The sequence below is a fragment of the Pseudomonas sp. sp1636 genome (assembly GCF_030376615.1).
In the GTDB taxonomy this organism is placed as follows: Bacteria; Pseudomonadota; Gammaproteobacteria; order Pseudomonadales; family Pseudomonadaceae; genus Aquipseudomonas.
This window is the reverse complement of sequence record NZ_JARRAB010000019.1, coordinates 37,122-58,346: the sequence shown is the minus strand read 5'-3', so window position 1 is coordinate 58,346 and position 21,225 is coordinate 37,122. Positions and strand designations below refer to the sequence as shown.

The 21,225-nt window shown below is 64.2% G+C and carries 19 protein-coding genes; 7 read left to right on the top strand and 12 right to left on the bottom strand.

All coding sequences use genetic code 11. The annotated features are described in order from the left end of the window. Positions 1-18: 18 nt before the first annotated feature. The 6 genes from P8H27_RS17385 to P8H27_RS17360 form a co-directional block, all read right to left on the bottom strand. Entirely contained in the window at positions 19-960 is a 942-nt protein-coding gene (locus P8H27_RS17385) for an iron-siderophore ABC transporter substrate-binding protein (protein ID WP_289638916.1), read from the bottom strand. Then, complete coding sequence (locus P8H27_RS17380) at positions 957-1,790, bottom strand: ABC transporter ATP-binding protein (protein WP_289638915.1); 834 nt, start codon at positions 1,788-1,790, stop codon at positions 957-959. Before P8H27_RS17380 ends, P8H27_RS17385 begins: the two co-directional genes overlap by 4 nt. Continuing rightward, positions 1,790-2,833: an iron chelate uptake ABC transporter family permease subunit gene (locus P8H27_RS17375; RefSeq protein WP_289638914.1), complete on the bottom strand. Its 1,044-nt coding sequence runs from the start codon at positions 2,831-2,833 to the stop codon at positions 1,790-1,792. The genes P8H27_RS17380 and P8H27_RS17375 overlap by 1 nt, the downstream gene beginning before the upstream one ends. A gap of 2 nt (positions 2,834-2,835) precedes the next feature. Continuing rightward, the gene (locus P8H27_RS17370; protein ID WP_289638913.1) at positions 2,836-3,873 is read right to left on the bottom strand and encodes an iron ABC transporter permease; all 1,038 of its coding nucleotides are present in this window, start codon (positions 3,871-3,873) and stop codon (positions 2,836-2,838) included. A gap of 58 nt (positions 3,874-3,931) precedes the next feature. Further along, positions 3,932-5,893 (bottom strand): TonB-dependent receptor domain-containing protein, encoded by a 1,962-nt coding sequence (locus P8H27_RS17365; RefSeq protein WP_289638911.1) that lies wholly within the window; start codon positions 5,891-5,893, stop codon positions 3,932-3,934. 62 nt (positions 5,894-5,955) lie between these two features. Further along, positions 5,956-7,176, bottom strand: a complete 1,221-nt coding sequence (locus P8H27_RS17360; protein ID WP_289638910.1) for an MFS transporter — start codon at positions 7,174-7,176, stop codon at positions 5,956-5,958. Positions 7,177-7,359: 183 nt separating this feature from the next. Here P8H27_RS17360 and fhuF point away from each other — a divergent pair, with 183 nt between their 5' ends. Continuing rightward, positions 7,360-8,136, top strand: a complete 777-nt coding sequence (gene fhuF, locus P8H27_RS17355) for a siderophore-iron reductase FhuF (protein WP_289638909.1) — start codon at positions 7,360-7,362, stop codon at positions 8,134-8,136. Positions 8,137-8,761: 625 nt separating this feature from the next. Further along, on the top strand, positions 8,762-9,730 hold the full coding sequence (locus P8H27_RS17350; protein WP_289638908.1) for a GTP-binding protein: 969 nt from the start codon (positions 8,762-8,764) through the stop codon (positions 9,728-9,730). An 18-nt stretch (positions 9,731-9,748) separates the two neighbouring features. On the opposite strand, the gene P8H27_RS17345 is transcribed toward P8H27_RS17350, so the two are convergent. Next, positions 9,749-10,609 carry a plasmid partitioning protein gene (locus tag P8H27_RS17345; protein WP_289638907.1) on the bottom strand — a complete coding sequence of 287 codons (861 nt, stop codon included), beginning with the start codon at positions 10,607-10,609 and terminating at the stop codon, positions 9,749-9,751. A 529-nt stretch (positions 10,610-11,138) separates the two neighbouring features. Here P8H27_RS17345 and P8H27_RS17340 point away from each other — a divergent pair. Beyond that, complete coding sequence (locus tag P8H27_RS17340) at positions 11,139-12,893, top strand: DUF1302 domain-containing protein (RefSeq protein ID WP_289638906.1); 1,755 nt, start codon at positions 11,139-11,141, stop codon at positions 12,891-12,893. Positions 12,894-12,905: 12 nt separating this feature from the next. Continuing rightward, positions 12,906-14,267, top strand: a complete 1,362-nt coding sequence (locus tag P8H27_RS17335) for a DUF1329 domain-containing protein (RefSeq protein ID WP_289638905.1) — start codon at positions 12,906-12,908, stop codon at positions 14,265-14,267. Here the strand turns inward: P8H27_RS17335 and P8H27_RS17330 are convergent. Further along, positions 14,264-14,884, bottom strand: a complete 621-nt coding sequence (locus P8H27_RS17330; RefSeq protein WP_289638904.1) for a TetR/AcrR family transcriptional regulator — start codon at positions 14,882-14,884, stop codon at positions 14,264-14,266. The genes P8H27_RS17335 and P8H27_RS17330 overlap by 4 nt on opposite strands. A gap of 190 nt (positions 14,885-15,074) precedes the next feature. Here P8H27_RS17330 and P8H27_RS17325 point away from each other — a divergent pair, with 190 nt between their 5' ends. From P8H27_RS17325 to blaOXA, 3 genes are all read left to right on the top strand, one after another. Continuing rightward, on the top strand, positions 15,075-15,854 hold the full coding sequence (locus P8H27_RS17325) for an alpha/beta fold hydrolase (protein WP_289638953.1): 780 nt from the start codon (positions 15,075-15,077) through the stop codon (positions 15,852-15,854). 368 nt (positions 15,855-16,222) lie between these two features. After that, positions 16,223-17,101: an alpha/beta fold hydrolase gene (locus tag P8H27_RS17320; RefSeq protein WP_289638903.1), complete on the top strand. Its 879-nt coding sequence runs from the start codon at positions 16,223-16,225 to the stop codon at positions 17,099-17,101. A 56-nt stretch (positions 17,102-17,157) separates the two neighbouring features. Next, positions 17,158-17,940, top strand: coding sequence for a class D beta-lactamase (gene blaOXA, locus P8H27_RS17315; RefSeq protein WP_289638902.1), 783 nt, complete (start codon positions 17,158-17,160; stop codon positions 17,938-17,940). Here the strand turns inward: blaOXA and P8H27_RS17310 are convergent. From P8H27_RS17310 to P8H27_RS17295, 4 genes are all read right to left on the bottom strand, one after another. Next, on the bottom strand, positions 17,937-18,341 hold the full coding sequence (locus P8H27_RS17310) for a DUF3301 domain-containing protein (protein WP_289638901.1): 405 nt from the start codon (positions 18,339-18,341) through the stop codon (positions 17,937-17,939). The two genes, blaOXA and P8H27_RS17310, sit on opposite strands and share 4 nt — an antisense overlap. 81 nt (positions 18,342-18,422) lie before the next feature. Further along, positions 18,423-18,905, bottom strand: a complete 483-nt coding sequence (locus P8H27_RS17305; protein ID WP_289638900.1) for an acyl-CoA thioesterase — start codon at positions 18,903-18,905, stop codon at positions 18,423-18,425. Between the two features lie 112 nt (positions 18,906-19,017). Beyond that, positions 19,018-19,776, bottom strand: a complete 759-nt coding sequence (locus tag P8H27_RS17300; protein WP_289638899.1) for an SDR family NAD(P)-dependent oxidoreductase — start codon at positions 19,774-19,776, stop codon at positions 19,018-19,020. A 54-nt stretch (positions 19,777-19,830) separates the two neighbouring features. Further along, positions 19,831-21,198 carry a glutamine synthetase family protein gene (locus tag P8H27_RS17295; protein WP_289638898.1) on the bottom strand — a complete coding sequence of 456 codons (1,368 nt, stop codon included), beginning with the start codon at positions 21,196-21,198 and terminating at the stop codon, positions 19,831-19,833. Positions 21,199-21,225 lie beyond the last annotated feature (27 nt).

Below are 21,225 nucleotides of genomic sequence, written 5' to 3'. Positions count from 1 at the left end.
AACCGGGCAGGCGTTTGGCTAGCGTTTGATCGGCTGCGCGTCGGTTTTACCGAGCAGCTGTTCGATATCGGCAATCACTTGCAGGGCGGCCTGCGGGCCGCCGAGTGAGGTCCACAGCGAGCCGTCGACGGCGCCGAAGCGTTGGCCCTGGATCGCCGACAACTGCTTGAACGCCGGGGTCTGCTCGGCCTGTTGCAGGGCTTCGACGGCTTCGCCGCTGGTGCTCAGGGTGCCGATCACCAGCCAGTCGGCATCCAGCAGTTGCAGCGACTCCAGGCTCAGGGCCATGGAGTGGGTGTGCCCGGGCTCCTGCTGGTAGCTCGGGCGCACCAGGCCGAGGTCGCCGATTACGCTGCTGGCGAAGGCGTCTTTGAACATGTAGGACGGGCCTTTGGGGTTCCAGCGCACGATGCTGAAGGTTTCGCCCTGGTGATTCTTCAAGCGTGCGCGGGCTTCGGCGGCGCGGGCGTTGTAGCGTTCCAACAGGGCGTCGGCGGCCGCGCTCTGGTTGAGTGCGTTGGCGGTGCGTTGCAGGCTTTCCTGCCAGGGCCTGGCCCAGGCGAAGGTGATCACCGTGGGGGCGATTTCGTTGAGGATCGCCAATTGCTCGGGTTTTACCGGGCCGGTGAGGATCAGATCCGGTTCCAGCTCCAACAGGGTTTCCAGGTTCGGGTTGTCGATATCGCCGACCACCTTGATCCCGGCCAGCACTTTGCTGTCGAGGTAGCGCGGCGGTGCGGCCTGACCGCGACCGTTGATGGTGCCCACCGGGGTGATGCCCAAGGCCAGCGCCGCATCCAGATCCAACTCGCTGAGGGTGATTACCCGCTGCGGTGCACTGGGTACGCTGACCGGGTTGCCGAAGGCGTCTTCGATCTGCCGGGTATCGGCCACGGCGGCCGTGCTTAACAGCTGGCTGGCGAGCAGCAGGGGCAGGCTCCAGCGCATGAGAGTCGTCATCGGGTGAGTCCTTGTTCAGAGTGGGCGGGCTTGCGCCGGCGCGGCACCACCACCGGGGCGCCGTCGCCGGGTGCCGCGAGGATGTCCACGTCGGTGTGATAGAGGCGGTCGACCAGGGTCTTGTTGATCACCTCGCGGGCCGGGCCCATGGCGGCGATGCGGCCGTTGTCGAGGGCGATGATTTCATCGCAGTAGCGCGCGGCCACGCCCAGGTCGTGGATCACGATCAGCACGGTGCGGCCCTCGCCGACGATATTCAGCACCGCCTCCATGACCTCGGCCTGGTGGCCGATATCCAGGGCGCTGGTGGGTTCGTCGAGCAGCACCAGGTCGGTGTTCTGCGCCAGGATCATGCCCAGCCAGGCGCGTTGGGCCTGGCCGCCGGACAGCGAGGAGGCGACCTGCTGCCAGATGTCCTGCAGCTGCATGGCGTCGCGGGCGCGGGCGACCTGCTGGGCGTCTTCCGCGCTCCACTGGTTGAACCAGCCCTGGTGCGGGTGGCGGCCGTATTGCACCAGCTGTTCGACGCGAATGCCCTCGGCCATCACCGGGCGTTGCGGCAGAAAGGCCAGCTCGCGGGCCAGGGCTTTCATCCCGTAGCCTTGCAACGGCGTGCCGTTGAGTTCGACCTCGCCGCCCTGCAACGGCAGTTGCCGCGCCAGCAGCTTGAGCAGGGTGGATTTGCCGCTGCCGTTGGGCCCGACGATACCGATCAGCTTGCCTTTGGGCAGCTCGAACGAGACGTCCTGCAATACCGTTTTGGCCTGGTAGGCGAAGCTCAGCTTGTGCGCGCGCAGCTGCGCAGGTAAGGGCGGGGGTAACAGCGTCATCAATCGGAACCTTTGCGGTCTTTGAGCAACAGGATCAGCAACAGCACGCCGCCGAGCAGGCGGGTCATGATCCCGGTGGGGATTTCCTCGGGTTGCGCCAGCAGACGCGCCAGGGTGTCGCTGCCGACCAGCAACACCGCGCCGCACAGCGCGGCCAGCCAGATCGGCGCGAGGTGATCGCGGCCCAGCCAGGAGGCCATGATCGGCGCGGCCATGGCGATAAACACCACCGGGCCGCCGATGGCCGTGCCCAGCGCCGCCACCAGAATCGCCACGCCGAGCACCGCCAGTTGCAGCGCCGCGACCTTGATGCCGAGGTTCTGCGCGGTCGCCTCGCCGAAGCGCAGCAGCGCCAGCGGCCGGTTGAGCCAGGCCAGCAGCGGGCACAGCGCCAGCAGAATCAGGGCAATCGGTGCGACCGTCTGGTAGTTGGCCCCGGCGAAGTGGCCCATGGTCCACAGGTAGATGCTGCCCAGGTGCACCAGCGGCTGAGTGGCCATCATGAAATCACCGACCGCGCCGAGCAGCTCCGACAGGGCGATGCCGATCACGATAAACAGATAGCCCTGCTCGCCGGGCCGGCGACACAAGACGAACAGCGCCACCGCGGCCAGCGCCGCGCCCAGCGGCGAGGCCCACCAGGGCCAGCCGCCCAGGGTCAGGTAGAGGGCGAAACCGATCACCGCCAGCGATGCGCCTTCGTTGACCCCGACCATGTCCGGGGTGGCCAGGCGGTTGCGCACCAGGGTCTGGATCAGACAGCCGGCCATGCCCATGGCCAGCCCCGCGACCAGCACGGCGGCGACCCGTGGCAGGCGGATCTTGAACAGCATGATGTCGTTGAGCGTGCTGCCCTGGCCGCTCAGGGTGGCCAGTACCTCGGCCACACCCATGCGTCCGGAGCCGAGGCTGATGGCCACGATCATCAATGTCAGCAGAAGGCTCAGCACCAGCAGGCTGAGCAGCCAGGTGCGGCGGTGCAGCAGCAGGCTCAGTGAGCCCAGACGCAGGTGCCAGAGCCCGGAAGGGTGATGGGAGGGCATGTCTATTTCACCGCCAGCAGGGAACGGAAGCCGCCGCGCAGGACGATGGCGATCAAGGCCGGCGCGCCCAATGCGGCCAGCAAAGTGCCGACCGGCAGCTCGTAGGGTTGCACCAGCCAGCGCGCCAGGATGTCGGCGGCGAGCAGGAACAGCATGCCGAACAGGCTGGAGAACAGCAGCTGGCGCAGCAGCGCCACCGGTTCCAGCAGCCGCGCGCAGTAGGCGGCGAGGAAACCGACGAAGCCGATAGGGCCGGCCAGGGCGATGGCGCAGGCGGTCAGCAGGGTGGCGGCGAGCAGTACGCCGATGCGTACCCAGGTGGTGGAAATACCCAGGGCGCGGGCCTGGCTGTCGCCCATCTGCATCAGCGTCAGTTGCCGGCAGAGCAAAGCGGCGAGCACCAGGCCGAGCAGCGCCAGCGGGCCGACCGTGAGCACGGCGGAGAGTTCTGAGGCCGACAGCGAACCGAGGTTCCAGTAGCGGAACTGCTCCAGCGCGACGCGGGTGGAGAGCAGGAGGAAGTTGGCCATGCCGCCGAACACCGCGGCCAGCGCCATGCCGGCGAGGATCAGCTTGAGCGGGCTGGCCTGGCCGAGCATCACGCCGATGCCGAGCACCAACAGGTTGCCCAGCAGCGCGCCGGCACCGGCCCAGAGCAGGTAGCCCCGGGTCGATTCGACGCCGAAGTAGATCAGGCCAATTACCAGGCCGAACACCGCGCCGGCGTTGACCCCGAGCAGGCCGGGTTCGGCCAGCGGGTTGCGCGTGGCGCTCTGCAACAGGGTGGCGGCCAGTGCCAGGCTGCTGCCGACCAGCAGGGCGGCGAGGGTGCGCGGCAGGCGCAGGCTGTCGACCACCATGGCCAGCTTGTCGTCGACCAGGCGCGCGGGATCGCCGAGCAGATAGCCGAGCACCTCCGCCGCGCCGTACTGGCCGGCACCGGTGGCCAGCGACAGCACCAGCAACACGCCCAGCAATAGGCTGCCGCCGAGCAGGGCGTTGCGTTGATGGGCGCGAAGCGTGCGGGTTGTTTGGCTCATGAGTCCACTGGGCAGAATTCGGCTGACCCCGGCGACAGGTGTCGCCGGGGTGCGGGGGTTACAGGTCGTAGCTGAAGCCAACGAAGAAGGTGCGGCCCATCAGGATGTGGTCGATGGACTGGGCCACGTCGTCACGCTTGGTGTTGGTCAGGTTGTTCAGCCCGGCCTTGAGCGCGAGCTCCCTGGTCGCCTGGAACTGGGTGCCCAGACTCAGGGTGTGGTAGGCACCCGACTCGAAGCTGGCGGATTTGGTCGGCACCACCAGCATCTGGCTGCCGGTGTACTGGTAGTCCAGGTTCAGGCCCAGTTTCGGCAGGGCCTGCCAGTCGAGACCGATATTGCCGACATGCTGCGGGCTGTAGTTCAGCGGCTTGTCGGTGTCGCGGTCTTCGGCGTCGGAGTAGGTGTAGTTGGCGCGCGCGGCCAGGGCGTCGCTGAAGGCATAGCGGCCTTGCAGCTCGTAACCCCGGATGCGCGCCTTGCTGACGTTGGTGTAGGTCATCACCGCGGGGCGATAACCGGCGCGCCAGCTGTCGCTGACGATCATGTCTTCGATGTCGTTGTTGAAGAACATGATGCCGGCCTGCAGGCGCTGATCCTGATACAGGGTGCCCAGCTCGTAACTGACGGAGGTCTCGGGTTTCAGATCCGGGTTGCCGACTATCTGGCACATGCCGCGGCAGGCCAGCACGCTGTAGCTGTCGTCGGACTGGGTGATGTCCGGCGCCTTGAAGGCCTTGCCCGCGCCGCCCTTGAGCACCCAGTTGTCGGTCAGGTTGTAGATGCCGTAGAGGCGTGGGCTGAACTCGCCGCCATAGACTTCGTGATCATCCCAGCGCCCGCCCAGGGTGATGTCGAGCGCGCCCAGGGAGAACTCGTCCTGCAGGTAGACGGCCTGCTGGTCGACTTCGGTTTCCTTGCCGAGATTCTGGTTGTGGCTCAACGTGGTGCGGCGCAACTCGCTGCCGGCGGTCAGCAGGTGGCTGCCGAGGGTGGTCGAGACCTGGCCGTCGAGGGTGTGGTTGTCCTGCTCCACTTCGCCGACGCGGCCGCGCAGCCGGGTCATGATCTGCGAGTCGTCGGTCAGCTCGACCTCTTCGTAGTAGTAGCGCACACGGGAGTCGAAGCTGTCCCAGCTGCCGTTGTGGGCCAGGCCGAAGGTGCTGCGTTCCATGTCCTGAACGTTGGTGACCAGCGTGCCGAAGTTGTTCCAGCGGGCCTTGCGGTCGTCCTCGCGGTGGCTGATATCGAGGTCGATGCTCTGCTGCTCGTCGAGCAACCAGCTCAGCGAGCCCAGTACGCTGTCGCCCTGACGCTGCTCGGCGGCATCGGTGCCCTTGAGGCTGAGCTGGTCGCTTTGCCAGGCCGCCTGATCGGTCGATTGGATGATCAGGTTGCCCAGCAGCTTGTTCTCGATCAGCGCACCGCTGAGGTAGCCGCTGGCCTGGTGCGCGTCGCCGTGGTCGCCTTCGGTGGGGTGCTCGTAGCTGTAGGCCACGCCGGCTTCGGTAGCGTTGGTCGGCTGGCGCAGGATCACGTTGACCACGCCGCCCAGGGCATCGGCACCGTACAGCGAGGACATCGGGCCGCGGATGACCTCGATGCGTTCGACCGCCGCCATCGGGATCGAGGACAGGTCGAAGTCGTTGGCGTAGTTGGAGGTCAGGGCATCGCGCGAGTTGATGCGGCGGCCGTTGACCAGCAGCAGGGTGTAGTCCGAATCCATGCCGCGAATCTTGATCTCCTTGCGGCCAAAGGCCGAGGAGGTGTTGATGTGTACGCCGGGCAGGCGCTTCACCGCATCGGCCAGGTCGTAGACCGGCATCTTGTCCAGTTCGGCGCGGGTGATGACCGAGGCGCTGGCTGGGACACTCAACTGGCTGTGCGCGGTTTGGGTTGCGGTGACGATGCTGCTGTCCAGGGTGAGTGCGTTGTCGGCCAGTGCCGCTAGAGGCAACAGGCCGCCCAACACCCCCACAGAGATGGCGCGACGGCGATTGATGTTTCGGACAAAAGACATGACAGGTTCCATTTTGAGTAGGTGTTGGCTCGTGTGCAGCTGATCACTGGTGATCGGCGGTTTTAGCCCGCCTGTGTTGTTATGCCTGCGCTGTGGCTGGCGGCATCGCGGCGTTGGATGCCACGCAGGAGCAAGCACATACCCACCCCCGTGAGTATTCCGGCGACGACATAGAAGCCGCTTAACCGGTTGAAGCCCTGTAGTTGGTTGTCTGCGCCGCTGCTCAGGTAGAGCGCCGAGAACAGGCTGCCGAGCCCGGCGGCGACATTGCTGACGGTGCCCTGGAACGCCATGAAGGCGGCGCGCTGGTGTGGCGGAGGGATCGCCGCGGCGAGGGTCATGCTGCTGTTGGTGCGCACCGCGCTGGCGGCCATGAACAGCACGAAGATCAGGTAGATCGACAGGCCGCTCGGGATGGCAAAGCCCAGTAGCGTGGTCAGTGCCAAGCCGCCGCTGCTGAGCAGGATCACCGTCGGCGCCTGGCCCCGGTCGATCCAGCTACCGCCCAGACGCATGGCCGCGAGGCTGGCCAGGCCGCCGCAGAGGAACAGCGAGCCGATCTGCTCGCGCGGGAAATGCAGGTTGAACTGGAAGTAGTTGGAGAGGTGCGGCACCAGCAGGAAGTGGCCGAATAGCTGCAGCGCGGTGATCGCCAGCGCACCCAGGCACAGGGGGGATTTCAGCAGCGGCAGCAGCGAGCCGGTGGGGCGCGCGCGGTTGACCGGGATGTGCAGCAGAAAGTGGCATAGCAGCGCCAGCACCAGGCCCAGGCCGCCGAAGAAGATAAAGGGCGCTTGCCAACCCCAGCGCAGCGCCAACTCCAGGGCCAGTGGCACCACCACAATCGCCGCCAGGGAAAAGCCCATGCCGATATAGGCGAGTTTTCGCCCGCGTTCGGTCGGCGCGATGACGTCCAGCATGCTCGCCATTAGCAGCGCACCCATGGGCCCGGCGACCAGGCCGGAAAGCACGAACAGCAGGATCAGTTGCTCTGCGCTGCCGGCCAGGGCGCAAGCGATAAGCAGGGCAAAACGCAGGGTCAGCAGGCTGACCAGCGCCTGCTTGCGGTTCAAACGATCCAGCCAGGGCGCCGCCAATGCCATGCTCAAGGCCGCGGCGAGCGTCGCACCGCCGCTGATGTAACCGACATGATTGGCCTGCATGCCGAGATGGCGAACCAGATCCGGGCCCAGGGGCATCACCATCATCAGGCTGCCGATGGACAGCAGGTTGACCAGCATCGCCAGCTGCACAGCTGCTTTCGAGTGTCCGACATCATCCATGTACATTGCCGCTCTGGATTGGGCGCGGTCTGCATATTAAGTAATGAAGGAGTCTTTCGCAAACGCTAATCGTTAGCGTTATTATTAATTTATTTATGAAGGATGAAGGCATTGCGCGCCAAGGATTTTCCCAAGAATGCCGATGCGACTGAACCGACGAGGCTGCCTGTGGCCTCTGGCTCAATGGGCCTAACTCAGGGTGGGGCAGCTGCGGGCGAGGTGCTGGGCGGGCTCGCTACGCTGTTCAGCGGCGATCTGGCGCGGTACCGCAATGTCTTCGTGCTGGCGGACGACCCGCGTGAGGCCATCGGTGGCGCCGAATTCCTTCAACCGCATAGGTTGAGTGCGCTGATGGCGCGTTTTCGTCCCCAGTTCGCAACGTCGGATCCGCGTGGCTTGGCCTCGATCTGGGCCAATCAATACTTCATGCGCCTGTTTCCTCCGGTGATCAGCGCGGCCCTGCTGCTGGATCTGCGCATGTCGCTGCGGATCGAGCAAATATCGATAGTCGTCGATGCCGAGGGCTTGCCGCAGGCATTCAAGCTGCCAGGGCAGTGCGAGCCACTGCCGCCGGTGCAAAATCCCTTCGAGCGTTTCGCTCATCTGCTCGATGACAACCTGCAGCCCTTTATCCAGGCGCTCTGCGCCCATACCGGGGTGTCGGCGAAAGTGCTCTGGAGCAATGCCGGTAACTACTTCGAGGCCTGGCTGGGGCAATTGAACAAACGCAGCCAGCAGCCGCAGCTATTGCTCGATGGCGAGCGCTTGTTGAGTGCCCCACAGCGCCCGGATGGTTCGCGCAATCCGCTGTACGCGCCGATCCGCTACGTCGATATCGAACACGCCGATGGGCAGGTGCGACCCTGGCGGCAGCGCCGTCTGTGCTGCATTCGCTTCGTGCTGCCGGGGGTTGAGCTCTGCCCCAATTGTCCGCGCCTGAAGCGACCGCCTGCGGTATAGCTTGCTGATGCTTGTCGGCAAGCTATGTCCTTGATAGATAATCGTTCCTGAATATCGCAAACGCATCCGAACGTCTGCTTTTGGCCGATTCTGTTGAAAAAGTCGGTGCCGTCCCGCCTCACGTGAACTGAGAGCTTGTGAAAAAACGCCCGCCTGCTGCGGCTGCCTCCAAACGCCTGCAACGCGCCTTGCCGCGAACGTCTGGATACAGCCTTGCGACGGCGCCCGATATTTTCACCGCCTCTGAGCAGCGAAAAGGACGGGTTTGGCTGTTGCCACGTGGAATCTGAACCCGTTCAGCGTCCGTAGCGACTCAGGTTTCAGCGTAAGCCACGCACTTCTGTGGGCTGAAATCGCAAAGGGAGTTTTCAACAGCATCGACCGTTCTCTACCGGCCATCGCTACGGCGTGTGTTGCTCAAGTCGAGTACAAAGGGTTGGTCGGCATGCCATTGACTGGTCGGTGGCAATGCGCATGGCAGGTCAGGAGCGATGCCGTTGCGCAGGTAGTCTCGGGCGCCCAGGCAAGCGCTGGTGCATGCGCCGCAGCCAGGCTCGGGTTCATGGGCTCGGCCGGTTGCACACCAGCACTTCCCCTTGCGGCTGCACAACCGCACCATAGGCCCATGCTCAAGAATATCCCCACCCATGTCATCGCCGGCTCCCTGGGCGCCGGCAAAACCAGCCTGATCCGGCATTTGTTGGCGCAGCGTCCGGCCGCTGAGCGCTGGGCGGTGCTGATCAACGAGTTCGGCCTGATCGGCCTGGACGCGGCCCTGCTGACCCGCGCCGCCGACGGCATCGCCATGGCCGAGGTGGCCGGCGGCTGCCTGTGCTGCGTCAACGGCGTGCCCTTTCAGGTCGGCTTGAGCCGGTTACTGCGCAAGGCCAAACCGGATCGTTTGTTGATCGAACCGTCCGGCCTGGGGCATCCGTTAGAGCTGTTGCGGCAATTGCGCGAGCCGCCCTGGGCCGGCGTATTGGCCGTGCAGGCGCCGGTGCTGGTGCTGGATGCCGCCGCCCTGGCCGCTGGCGCGCCATTACCCGCGAGCCAGCAGGCGACCCTGGAAAGCGCCGGCCTGTTGCTGCTCAATAAAGCCGAACAACTGGATGAGGCGACGAAGGCGCGGCTTCAGGCGCAACTGTCGGCGCGGCCGTTGCTGTGGACGGCTCAGGCAGCCTTGCCCCTGGCGCAATTACCCGGTTTCGCCGCCCGCGCCGAGGTCGGGGCCGAGCTGGATGGGCTGCCCGATAGCGCCGCCGCCCTGCCGCAGATCTGGCGCACCCCGGCCGAGCCGATCTGCCAGGTTCAGGCGCAACCCGAGGGCTGGAGCATCGGCTGGCGCTGGCACCCCAGCCAGCGCTTCGAGCTGATGCGGGTGCAACACTGGCTCAGTAGATTGCCCTGGCAGCGCGCCAAGCTGGTGCTGCAGACCAACGCCGGCGGGCTTTCCGCCAACGCCCTGAGCGGCCAGCCCCTGCACTGGCAGGCCAGCGAATGGCGCAACGACTCGCGCCTGGAGCTGATCTTTGCCGAGGCGCAGGATGTCGCCGCCCTGCAGGCGGCTATCCGGCACTGCCTGCTGGCCGATTAGTCAGCCTGCGCGCGGTTTTCAGGGGTAGGCGTTGAACCAGGCGAGGATCTTGCCCGGCGAGGCGTCGAACCATTCGTGCTGGCCCAGCGGCTCGGTATAACGCCCGGTTGGAATGCCCTGATGGAGCAGGCGGTCGTAGTACAGATCCATGCTCCACCACGGGACTACCGCGTCGACGAAGCCATGGATGAAGTAGGTCGGCGGATGGTCGGCCGGGAGGCTATCCGGCACCGCACAGAGCGGTCCACTGCAACTGGCATAGGCGCCGGAGTGCACCACCAGCGCCTTGAACTGGCCGGGGAAGGACACGGCCATGCGGCTGCTGTTGTAGCCACCGCTGGAAATCCCGGTGGCGTACTTGCGCTGGCCGTTCAGCGGGCCGAAATGGCCGTTGTCGATAGCCTGGAACAGGTTGCTGAGAAAGCTGAAGTCGCTGCTGGTTTCGTACAGCTCTCCCGACAGGCCGGGAATATTGGTTTGCCAGAACAGATCGGCCGGCGCGCTGGGGGCAATTACCGCATAACCATGGTCGAGCAGGGTCTTGATGGTTTTGCCTTCGTTGTACAGCTTGCCCAGCCAGGCGTTGCTGTAATAGACGAAATCATCCAGGGCAAAGAACGAACCCTGGTAGAGCAGCGCTACCGGCCAGCCACCGGGCGGCGGGGTGCCGGCGGGTCTTTGGTAGATCACCTTGCGCGCCGTCAGCGGCCCCGAAGCGATCCAGGTCGATTGATGGCTGCAGCTGATCTTGCCGGGCAGCAGCAAGGTCTGTTTGCGCTCGCTACATGGCGAGTCAGCCCAGCTTGGGGTTGCAAACAGGTACGCCAGCAGGGCGATCAAGCCCAGCCAGCGAACTCCCGGTTTGGCAGTGATAAGCATGATGAACCTCCAATGGTGCCGTGTTTTTCTAAGGCCATGTCCCAATCATGTGTTGCATGCGCGACCTCTTGTAGGAGGGCCGCGCCTGTTCCTGACAGGCTAACGGCATTTCCCACATCCATGTGGGTCACGCGCCCCGCGGCGAATGCAGCCCGCAGGGCTGCCTGCCCATCGTTTCGCGGTGTTTCGCGGTATAGCAAAAGCTCGCCCCGAGGTCGGGCCTCCTACGGATCGCAGGCCGTTCGCGCCTGGTGATACAACACCTAGCGGATACAGAGCCTTTTCTAAGGGCTTGTCCGCCTGGCGGTGGCTGGTTTTTTATGGCTGCGGCCTAAATAGAAACCTGAATTCCGATTCCGTCAAGTGCGTGAAACCCCATGCACCGGGCGCTACAGAGTTGCTAACTCTCTAGCACCGGCCACAGGCGCAAGAAAAAAACTTCGACGGGCTTGTCAAGCGAGGCGGGCGTCACTACATTATCGGAACCGATGTTCCGGTTCCGATAAAAACAATACAACAGGAGATCGTCGTGTCAGCACAGAGATCAGCATGGACGGCGGGTTGCTTGGCATTGCTGGCGGTTAGCCAGGCACATGCCTTTCAGGGGCGCTCAGGGGACTGGGCGCTGTCTTTGGATACCACCCTGTCCTACGGGGTGAACTACCGTATGGAAAGCCAGGATCGTCGGCTGATTGCCCGCGCCAATGGCGGCAAGGGCAATAACAACGCGCTGATCAACTCCGACGACGGTAACCTCAACTTCAAGAAGGGCGAGCTGTTCTCCGAGGTGGCCAAGGTGGTCAGCGAGCTGGATCTGAACTTTCAGGACGATTACGGCATCTTCCTGCGCGCCCGTGGTTTCTACGACTTCGAGTTGAAGGACGATGAGCGCCGCCACCGTGAAATCCCCAGCAAGGGCCTGGACGATGCCGGCTCCAGCATCGATCTGCTGGATGCCTTCGTCTATGGCAGCTGGACGCTGGCCGAGCGCACCCTGAATGCCCGCCTCGGCCGCCAGGTGATCAACTGGGGCGAAGGCCTGTTCTATCAGAACGGCATTGGCGCGACCAACCCGGTGGATCTCAACGCCCTGCGCGCGCCGGGCTCCGAACTGAAAGAAGCCTACCTGCCGACCCTGATGGGCTATGCCTCGTTCGAGCTGAGCGACGGCCTGTCCATCGAGGGCTACTGGCAGCCCGGCAGTGCCTGGGAAGAAACCAAGATCGACCCCTGCGGCACCTACTTTTCCACCCTGGACGCGCTCGGAGGCGGCTGCGATTACTTGATGCTGCCGCCATTGCAGGAGCAACTGACCGGTGGTCTGGCGTTCGACAGTCCGGAGCAGGCCCAGGCCTTTGCCGATATGTTGCCTGGCCTGCCGATGTTCGATGGTCTCAGGGCCTACCTGCCGACCACTTATATCCCCCGCGGCAAGGATGTCAAAGCCGATGGCGCGCCCCAGTTCGGCGTGGCCCTGCGCTGGATGGCGCCGGAGCTGAACGACAGCGAACTGGGGTTCTACTACCTGCGCTACAACATGAACGTGCCGATGATCGGCCTGACCGTCAGCCAGTTGGGTCTATTCGATTTGCCGATAGTCGGCCCCAGCATTTTGCCGGTGGCCAATAGCTCGCGTTACTACGCCGAGTATCTGGAAAAACGCCACCTCTACGGCCTGAGCTTCAACACCAGCATCGGCGGCGACAGCTTCCTCAACGGCCTGTCCCTGGCCGGTGAGCTGAGTTACCGGCCCAACGCGCCTATTGCCCTGGGGCTGGGCGAGTACTTGCCGACCGCGCTGGGTGGTATGGCCGTTGGCCTGGATGCCGGTACACGCCTCGATGGTTACCGCGAGAAGGCCATGTGGCAGGCCTCGCTGGTGGGGATCTACAGCTTCAACAACCTGCTCGGAGCCAACGCCGCCACCCTGATGACCGAGGTGGTGGGCAGCCGGGTGCAGGGCCTGGAGTCGAATGTCGACTATTACGGTGCCACCTCCAGTGCCTGGGGCGCGCAGAGCAGCTTGTCGCTGACCTATAGCAACGTGTTCAACCTGATCAATCTGGTGCCCAGCGTCAGCTACCAGTACGGCATCAATGGCGTCGCCCCGCAGTTGACCAATGGCTTGCTGGAAGAGCGCAAGAGCTATGCCGTTGGCGTCGATGCGATCTACCGGGAAGCCCTGACCGTCGGCGTCAAGTATGTCGGTTACAGCGGCGGCGACCTGGCCAACAAGAGCAGCGACCGCGACTACCTCGGCTTCAACATCAAATACAGTTTCTAGGAAGGGAAGACCATGAAGACTTCAGGAATTTTGCGCGCCAGCCTGTTCGCTTGCCTGCTGCTGACGGCCGGCCTGGCTCAGGCCCAGGTGGATGCGCTCAAGGCTGCGCGGCTCGGCCAGGAGTTAACCCCCATAGGTGCGGAAAAGGCCGGCAATGCTAGCGGCAGCATTCCCGCCTGGGAGGGCGGCCTGCCGCGTGACGCCACTGCCTACGACCCGGTTCTTGGCTATCGCGACCCCTATGCCGCCGACCAGCCGTTGTTCAGCATCACGGCGGCCAATGCCGCGCAGTACCGTGAGCAGCTCAGCCCCGGCCAGTTGGCCATGCTCACGCGCTTTAGCGACAGCTGGAAATTGAACGTCTACCCGACCCGGCGTTCGGCCTCCTACCCGGACAAGGTGTATGCCGCGGCCAAGTACAACGCGACTTCGGCCAAGCTGATCGAGAATGGCAATGGCATCGCCGACTTCAAGTTGGCCACGCCGTTCCCGCTGCCGCAGTCGGGTCTCGAAGTGCTGTGGAACCACCTGGTGCGCTACCGCGGCGGCAGCGTCAAGCGCTACTACGCCCAGGCCGTGCCGCATGCCGGCGGCGACTACTTCATGACCAAGATCGAGGATCTGTTCCTGTTCAACGAGGCCGCCGGGAACCACAGCCAGAGCAACGGCAACATCCTCTTCTACTTCCGCCAGTCGGTTCTGGCCCCGGCGCGACTGGCCGGCACCGAACTGCTGGTGCACGAGACCGTCAACCAGGTCAAAGAGCCGCGCCTGGCCTGGCTCTACGCTTCCGGACAGCGCCGGGTAAGACGTGCGCCGAACGTGGCCTACGACTCACCCGGCACCTCATCCGATGGCATGCGCACCACCGACAATTTCGACATGTTCTCCGGCGCGCCGGACAAGTACGAGTGGCAGTTGCTGGGCAAGCAGGAACTCTATGTGCCCTACAACAGCTACCGCCTGGCGGCCAAGAGCAACAAATACAGCGACATCGTCAAGCGCGGGCATATCAACCCGGATCTGCTGCGTTACGAATTGCACCGGGTCTGGCATGTGCGGGCCACGCTGAAGGCCGGCATGCGCCATCAGTACAAGCAGCGCGACATGTATTTCGACGAAGACAGCTACCAGATCCTGCTGGTCGATCACTACGACAATCGCGACACCCTGTGGCGGGTCGGCGAGTCCTACACCATCAACCTGTACGACCAGCCATTGGTCTGGACCAAAGGCGATGCGGTATATGACCTGATCGGCGGGCGATATGTAATCGGCGTGTTGTCCAATGAAGAACCGGCCAATCAATTTGATATTGCCTTGCAACCGTCGGATTTTACCCCGGCACAATTACGCCGGGACAGCCGTCGTTAATGTTTGGCAACTTCCAGATAATTACAGATCAGCCGGGAAAGTTCCTCGGGGATAATTTCCCGAGGCGTTTCGCCGAGGGTGCCGACCATGGTCAGGTAATTCATGCTGGCCAGCAGCATATGGGCCGACAGGTCGGCGGCCTGTTGCGGCTGCGGGTGGTGCAGTTCGTTCTGGCGGGCCAGGACGATGGCGCAGAAAGTCTGGCCGATATAGGCATTGAGCTGGTGGAAGCGCTGGCGAAATTGCAGGTCGGCCGAGCTGCGCCGAATCAGGGCGCGGAGCAGACCTTCGCGACCCTCGAACAGCCCGATCATGCCTTGAATAAAGGCTTCGATCTGTCCGCTGAGCGGCAGGCCGCCGAGGCTGAGGTCGTGCACCAGGCTGTCGATGGCACTGCGGCCCTGCTCGACGAAGCGTTCATGCACGGCGTAGAGCAGCACGTCCTTGTCGCCCAGCAGGCGATAGAAGGTGCCCACCGAGGATTCCGCCAGCACCGCGATCTGGGAAATGCCGGTGTCTTCGAAACGATTGTCTGCCAGCAGTTCGGCCGCCACGTTGAGGAAGCGCTCCAAGGCTTTTTTACTGCGCGCCTGAGTCGGGCTGGAAATGCTGTACATGGGGGAAATTCTCTATAAGAAGCAGGCCGATTCTAGGTTTTTCAGGCGCATAAGGCAAACCCTGACTTACCAACTAAGTTGGTCATGGCGTGACATGCATAGTTGTTTCCTGAAGTGCGCCGTGCGTCAGGAGGGCAGGCTAAGTAGTGCGTTAAAGTTAATTATTAAATGGAGTTTATTTGTGCACTATATGCAATTGATGAATGGCCGTTGTGCGTATATTCGGCAGGGTCAGGGGGGGCCGGTGTTGTTGCTGCATGGGCTGGGCTCATCCGTGCAGGATTGGCAGCCGCAGATCGATGCGCTGTCGCGCTTTGCCGAAGTCTTCGCCCTCGACCTGCGCGGCCATGGAGCCAGCGAACCCCTGCGCGCCCCGGTCAGCGTGGCGGAACTGGCCAATGATGTGGCCGAGTTTATCCGCGCCCAGGGCATCCAGGGCTGCGTGTTGGTGGGCATCTCCATGGGCGGCATGGTCGGCTTCCAGTTGCTGGCACAGCAGCCGGAGTTGGTCGGCCGGCTGGTGGCGATCAACAGTGCGCCAAGTTTTCCGCTGGACTCCTGGGCCTTGCGCGGCAAGGTGTGGCTGCGTCTGGCGCTGATCCGCCTGTTCGGCCTCAAGGCCATGGGTCGGCTGCTGGCGCGCAAGCTGTTTCCCCACGCCGGGCAGGGCGAATTACGCCGGCGCATCGCGATGCGCATCGGTGCCAATGATCCGGTGTCCTACCTGCATGCGATCCGCGCGATTCTCGGCTGGTCGGCGCTGCCGGCGGTCAACGGCGTCGATACGCCGATGCTGATCGTGGCCGGCGATCGCGATTACACGCCATTGGCCTACAAGCAGGCCTACGTCGCCCAGTTGCGCAATGCCGAGCTGCAGGTGGTGACCGACTCGGGGCATGCCACGCCGCTGGATCAGCCCGAGCAGCTGAACCGCTTGCTGGAGCGCTTTATCCGCGCCAAGCAAGGCTAAGCAGACATTGAGCGTGGACTTTCGGGCACCAGCGGATGCCCGTTTTTTTGGCCATGCCCCAATCATGTGTTGCAGGCGCGATCTCTTGTCGGAGGGCCGTGCCTGTTCCTGACAGGCTAGCGGCATTTCCCACATCCATGTGGGTCACGCGCCCCGCGGCGAATGCAGTCCGCAGGGCTGCCTGCCCATCGTTTCGCGGTGTTTCGCGGTATAGCAAAAGCTCGCCCCGAGGTCGGGCCTCCTACGGATCGCAGGCCGCTCGCGCCTGGCGGTACAACACCTAACGGGTACAGAACCTTTTTATTCGCCGCTCGGCTCCGGGCGAGCAGCGCAGTAAACTGGCCGCCCAGTCGATAGCGAGCCCCTGCATGGATCTTCAACCCTGGTCCCACGCCTGTTCCGCCGGTTTCACCCTGCGCGGCTGGCATTCGCCGCCCTCGGGCAAGCCGCTGCTGCATTTTCTGCATGGCAACGGTTATTGCGGGCGTGTCTACGAGCCGCTGCTGGCCTGTCTGGCGGCGGATTTCGACCTCTGGCTGTGCGATGTCCAGGGCCATGGCGACAGCGATCATGGCGGCCGTTTCCATGGCTGGAACCGCAGCGCCGAGCTGGCGTTGGAGGCGTTCGCCGAGGGCCGCAAGCACTTTGCCGAGGTGCCGTTGTTTGCCGTCGGCCACAGTTTTGGCGGGGTCTTGACCAGCCTGATGCTGGCCCAGCAGCCACAGTTGTTCAGCCGTGCGGTATTGCTCGATCCGGTGCTGTTCACCCCGGCGATGATCGGGGTGATGGCGCTCTCCGACGTGGTCGGTCTGGGTTCGCTCAATACCCTCGCGAGCAAGGCGCGCAAGCGGCGCCGCGAGTGGCCGGAGCGCGCGGCGGCGCATGCCGCGCTGCATGGCCGCGGGATGTTCCGCGGCTGGAGCGAGGCCGCCTTCGACGCCTATATCGCCCATGCCTTGAGAGACGGCGGCGCAGGTGTCGAATTGAAGTGTCGGCCGAGCCGCGAGGCGGATATTTTCAGCTCCTTTCCCAAACGCTTGTGGCCGTCGCTGGCCAAGGTGACGACTCCGAGCCAGGTGCTCTACGGCCAGCACAGCTACCCCTTTGTCGCCAAGTCGGTGGCGCGCTGGTGCGCGAGCAATCCGCACATTCACGCCCAGGTGGTGGACGGCGGGCACTGCTTCATGCAGGAGCAGCCGCTGGATACGGCCGAGCGGGTCAGCAACTTCCTCCTGCAGTACAGCTGAGATGCCGAGCCTGCCCGTGAGAGTTTCGGGCAGCTTTCCCTTGTTAAGGAGGCGCTATGCAACGAATGCTTTGCCTGGCCTTGCTGTTGTTGAGCAGTCAGATCCGGGCTCTCGATTGGCAGGACAGTCCTGCGGTGTCCGCGGAGTTCGAGCGGGCTGCCATGCAGGGCACTTTTGTGCTGAACGAGATCGGCAGCGGGCAGCTGCTCGGGCACAACCGCCAACGCGCGCAAACCCGCTATATTCCGGCCTCCACCTTCAAGATTGCCAACAGCCTGATCGGCCTCGCCACGGGCGCGGTCAGCAGTGTCGACGAGGTCTTCCCTTACGACGGCAAACCCCGGTTTCTCAAGACCTGGGAGCGGGACATGGGCCTGCGCGAGGCGATCAAGCTGTCCAACCTGCCGGTTTACCAGGAGCTGGCGCGGCGCATTGGCCTGGAGCGCATGCGCAGGCAGGTTGAAGCGCTGGGATACGGCAATGGCGAGGTCGGCACTGAGGTTGAGACGTTCTGGCTAAAGGGGCCCTTGACCATCAGCGCCGTGGAGCAGACCCGGTTTCTCGCACGCTTGGCCCAGGATCAGCTGCCCTTGCCGCCGGCCATTCAGGCCCAGGTGCGGGAAATCAGCAGGCTTGAGCGGGGCGCTGGTTGGACGTTGTACGGCAAGACCGGCTGGGCCACCGCTCAGGCTCCGGGCATCGGCTGGTGGGTTGGCTGGCTGGAGCAGGATGGCAAGTTGTACAGCTTCGCGCTGAACATCCCCATGGCGGATCTGCGCGATGCCGGCAAACGTATCGAATTGGGCAAAGCCAGCTTGCGGGCGTTGGGCCTGCTTTAAGAGTCCGGCGGGTGCCTGCCGGATGTGTGATGAGTGGCGCGCCATCGCTCCAGTTCGATCACCTGCGGGGTGTCTGGCGGTGGCGTCCTGAACGGATGGGGCGCCAGTTCGATGCGTCCGACCTGCGGGCCGAACATGACGATGCTGCCGACATGTCGTTGTTCGCCGGTGACGGTGAACTCGAAGCCATACACCCGCGCCAGGCGTTTGCGCCCGCGGTCATCGGCCAGGAGCGTGATCTTGTGCAGCGCGACGTTGCCGTCGAGCAGTTCGACGTCGGCTTTCGCGCAGTGCTGTTTGACCTGCGCCAGGGCACGCTCGCGCAAACCGTGAGCGTGCCACAGCCAGGCGCCGGCCGTGGCCAGCAGCATCAGAACGAAAATATTACCGAGGGTTAGCATTGCGGGGCTCCAGATGGGCGCAGCCGGCCATGGCTCGCCGGCATTCTGCCAGTCAGGCCACGCCCTGTCTTGCCTGCTCGATCAGCCTTCGCCCTTGAGTTCCTGGTAGCGCTGTTCCAGTTCCTGGCGAATCATCCGGCGCTGGTGGCCTTGGGTGAAGCGGCGCTGTTCTTCGGAATTCTGCGGCTGGCGCGCCGGTACCGCGGTCGGCTTGCCGCGCTCATCGACCGCGACCATGGTGAAGAAGCAGCTGTTGGTATGGCGTACCGAGCGCTCGCGGATGTTCTCGGTGATCACCTTGATGCCGATCTCCATGGACGTGCGCCCGCAGTAGTTGACCGAGGCGAGGAAGGTCACTAGCTCGCCGACGTGAACCGGCTCGCGGAAGATCACCTGATCCACCGACAGGGTCACCACGTAGGTGCCGGCATAGCGGCTGGAGCAGGCGTAGGCGACTTCGTCGAGGTACTTGAGCAGGGTGCCGCCGTGCACATTGCCGGAGAAGTTGGCCATATCCGGGGTCATCAATACGGTCATCGACAGTTGGGCGTTTCCGGGTTCCATGGGCGGACTCTTCAGTAAGGGAGGGATGGCGCCGGGTGGATTATGCGCCTTCTCTATCAGAACGACCTCGGCGCACGGCGGGTCACGCCGTCAGCCGAGCCGTCGCGCCAGCCTACTTGCCCGCCGACAGGCCGAAGTCGATCGCCAGGTCGGCGCCGGTGATGGCCTCGGCCTGTGGCTGGCACAGGTACCAGACCAGCTCGGCGACCTCCTCCGGGCGCAGAAAGCGCGCCTCGCGGCCCTGCGGGTAGTCGCGCAGCAGTTCGCGCTTGTAGGTGCTGGGGTTGCCCTTGCCGTAGCGCTCGGCCTGGTAGTCGAGCATCGGCGTGGCGATGTCGCCGGGCGACACCGCGTTGACCCGCACGCCGTGTTCGGCCAGTTCCAGGGCCAGGGTCTTGCTCAGCGTCACCAGTGCCGCCTTGCTCGCGCAGTAGGCCGCCGCCCCCCGATGGGCCTGGTGTCCGGCGTTGCCGGCGATGTTGACGATGCAGCCACGGCTTTCCTTCAAGTGCGGGATGGCGGCCTGGCTCATATAGAACGCGGCCTTGAGGTTGACGCCCATGATCAGGTCGAAGTCTTCCTCGCTGAAGTGTTGCACCGGGCCTCGGCGCCAGACCCCGGCGGCATTCACCACGGCGTCCAGGCGCCCGGTGCCGGCCAGCGCCGCGGCGATCAGCTCGCGACAGTTGGCGGCGCTACGCAGGTCGGCGGTGGCGCTGAAGTCCAACGGCACCAGGGTATTGAGCTCATGCAGACTGTCCTTGTCGACATCGCTGGCGGCGACCCGCCAGCGGCTCTGCGAGAAGCGCTTGGCGATGGCGCGGCCAAGGCCGCCAGCGGCCCCGGTGATCAGGATAACGGGCGTGCTCATAGCGGTGCTCCTCGTGGCTGGTTCAATCAGTGTAGGTAAGGCTGGAGGGTTGGCTCAGGCGTGGCTAAGGTACCAGCGCCAGTCCTGCTCGCCTACTTCGCCCATGAACTGGCGGAACTCGGCCCATTTGATCGCCAGAAACACCTTGAGGAAGTCCTCGCCCAGTGCGTCCCTGGCCCAGTCGGAGTGTTCCAGCGCGCGCAGGGTGGTCAGCCAGTCGGTAGGCAGAGTTTCGCACGCCTGTTCGTAGCCGTTGCCGACGATGGCCTGGCCCGGATCGATCTGCTGCTGGATGCCGGTGTGAATGCCGGCGAGGATCGCCGCAGCGGCCAGGTAAGGGTTGGCGTCGGCGCCGCAGATGCGGTGCTCGACATGCCGACTGCGGGCCGGACCACCAGGCACGCGAAACGACACGGTGCGGTTGTTCACCCCCCAACTCTTGGCCAGCGGCGCATAGCTGTTGGCCTGGAAGCGCCGGTAGGAGTTGGCGTTGGGGCAGAAAATCGCCAGGGCGTCGTTCAGGCTGGCCATCATGCCGCCGATGGCGTGACGCAGCAGCGGCGTGCCCTGCGGGTCTTCCGAAGCCATCAGGTTGTTGCCGTTTTCGTCGGCCAGGCTGATGTGCATATGCAAGCCGCTGCCGGCCTGATCGCTAAAGGGCTTGGCCATAAAGCAGGCCTGTAAACCGTGTTTATTGGCCACGCCCTTGACCAAGCGCTTGTAGCGCACGCCTTCATCAATCGCCTGCAATGCATCGAAACGGTGCTCCAGGGTCAGCTCCAGCTGGCTGGGGGCGTATTCGGAAATGGCCGTGCGCACCGGCAGACCCTGCACCTCGCAGGCGGCATACAGATCATTGAGAAACGCCTCGACCTGCTCAAGTTCGGCCACGCCATACACCTGCGGCGCCTGCGGCCGCAAGCCGTTGGCTTGCCGCGCCAGTTGCGGGCGGCCATTGGCATCGCGTTGCTGATCGAGCAGGTAGAACTCCAACTCCACCGCCATCACCGGGTAGTAACCGTCGGCTTTCAGGCGGTCGATCACCCGGATCAGGGCGTGCCGTGGGTCCGCCGGGGCGGCGGGCAGGCCTTGGGTTGGGTGCATGCTGACCTGCAGCTGGCCGGTCGGCTGGGCGCGCCAGGGTTGCAGGGTCAGGCTGCCGGGCAGCGGGTAGGTCCAGCAGTCGGCATCCGCGACTTCCCAGACCAGCCCGGTGGCTTCGACGTCTTCGCCGTTGATGGTCAGCGCCAGGATCGAGCTGGGCAGCGGTCGGCCGCTTTCGTAGATGGCCAGCAGCTCGGCGCGGTGCAGCAACTTGCCACGCGGGACACCATTGGCGTCGATTAAAAACAGTTCAATAAGGCGTACTTCCGGGTGCTGCTCAAGGAAGTCGCGGGCTTCTTGGATATCGGCAAATTGCATTGGTTTGTACCTGTTCACGGGTTGTAG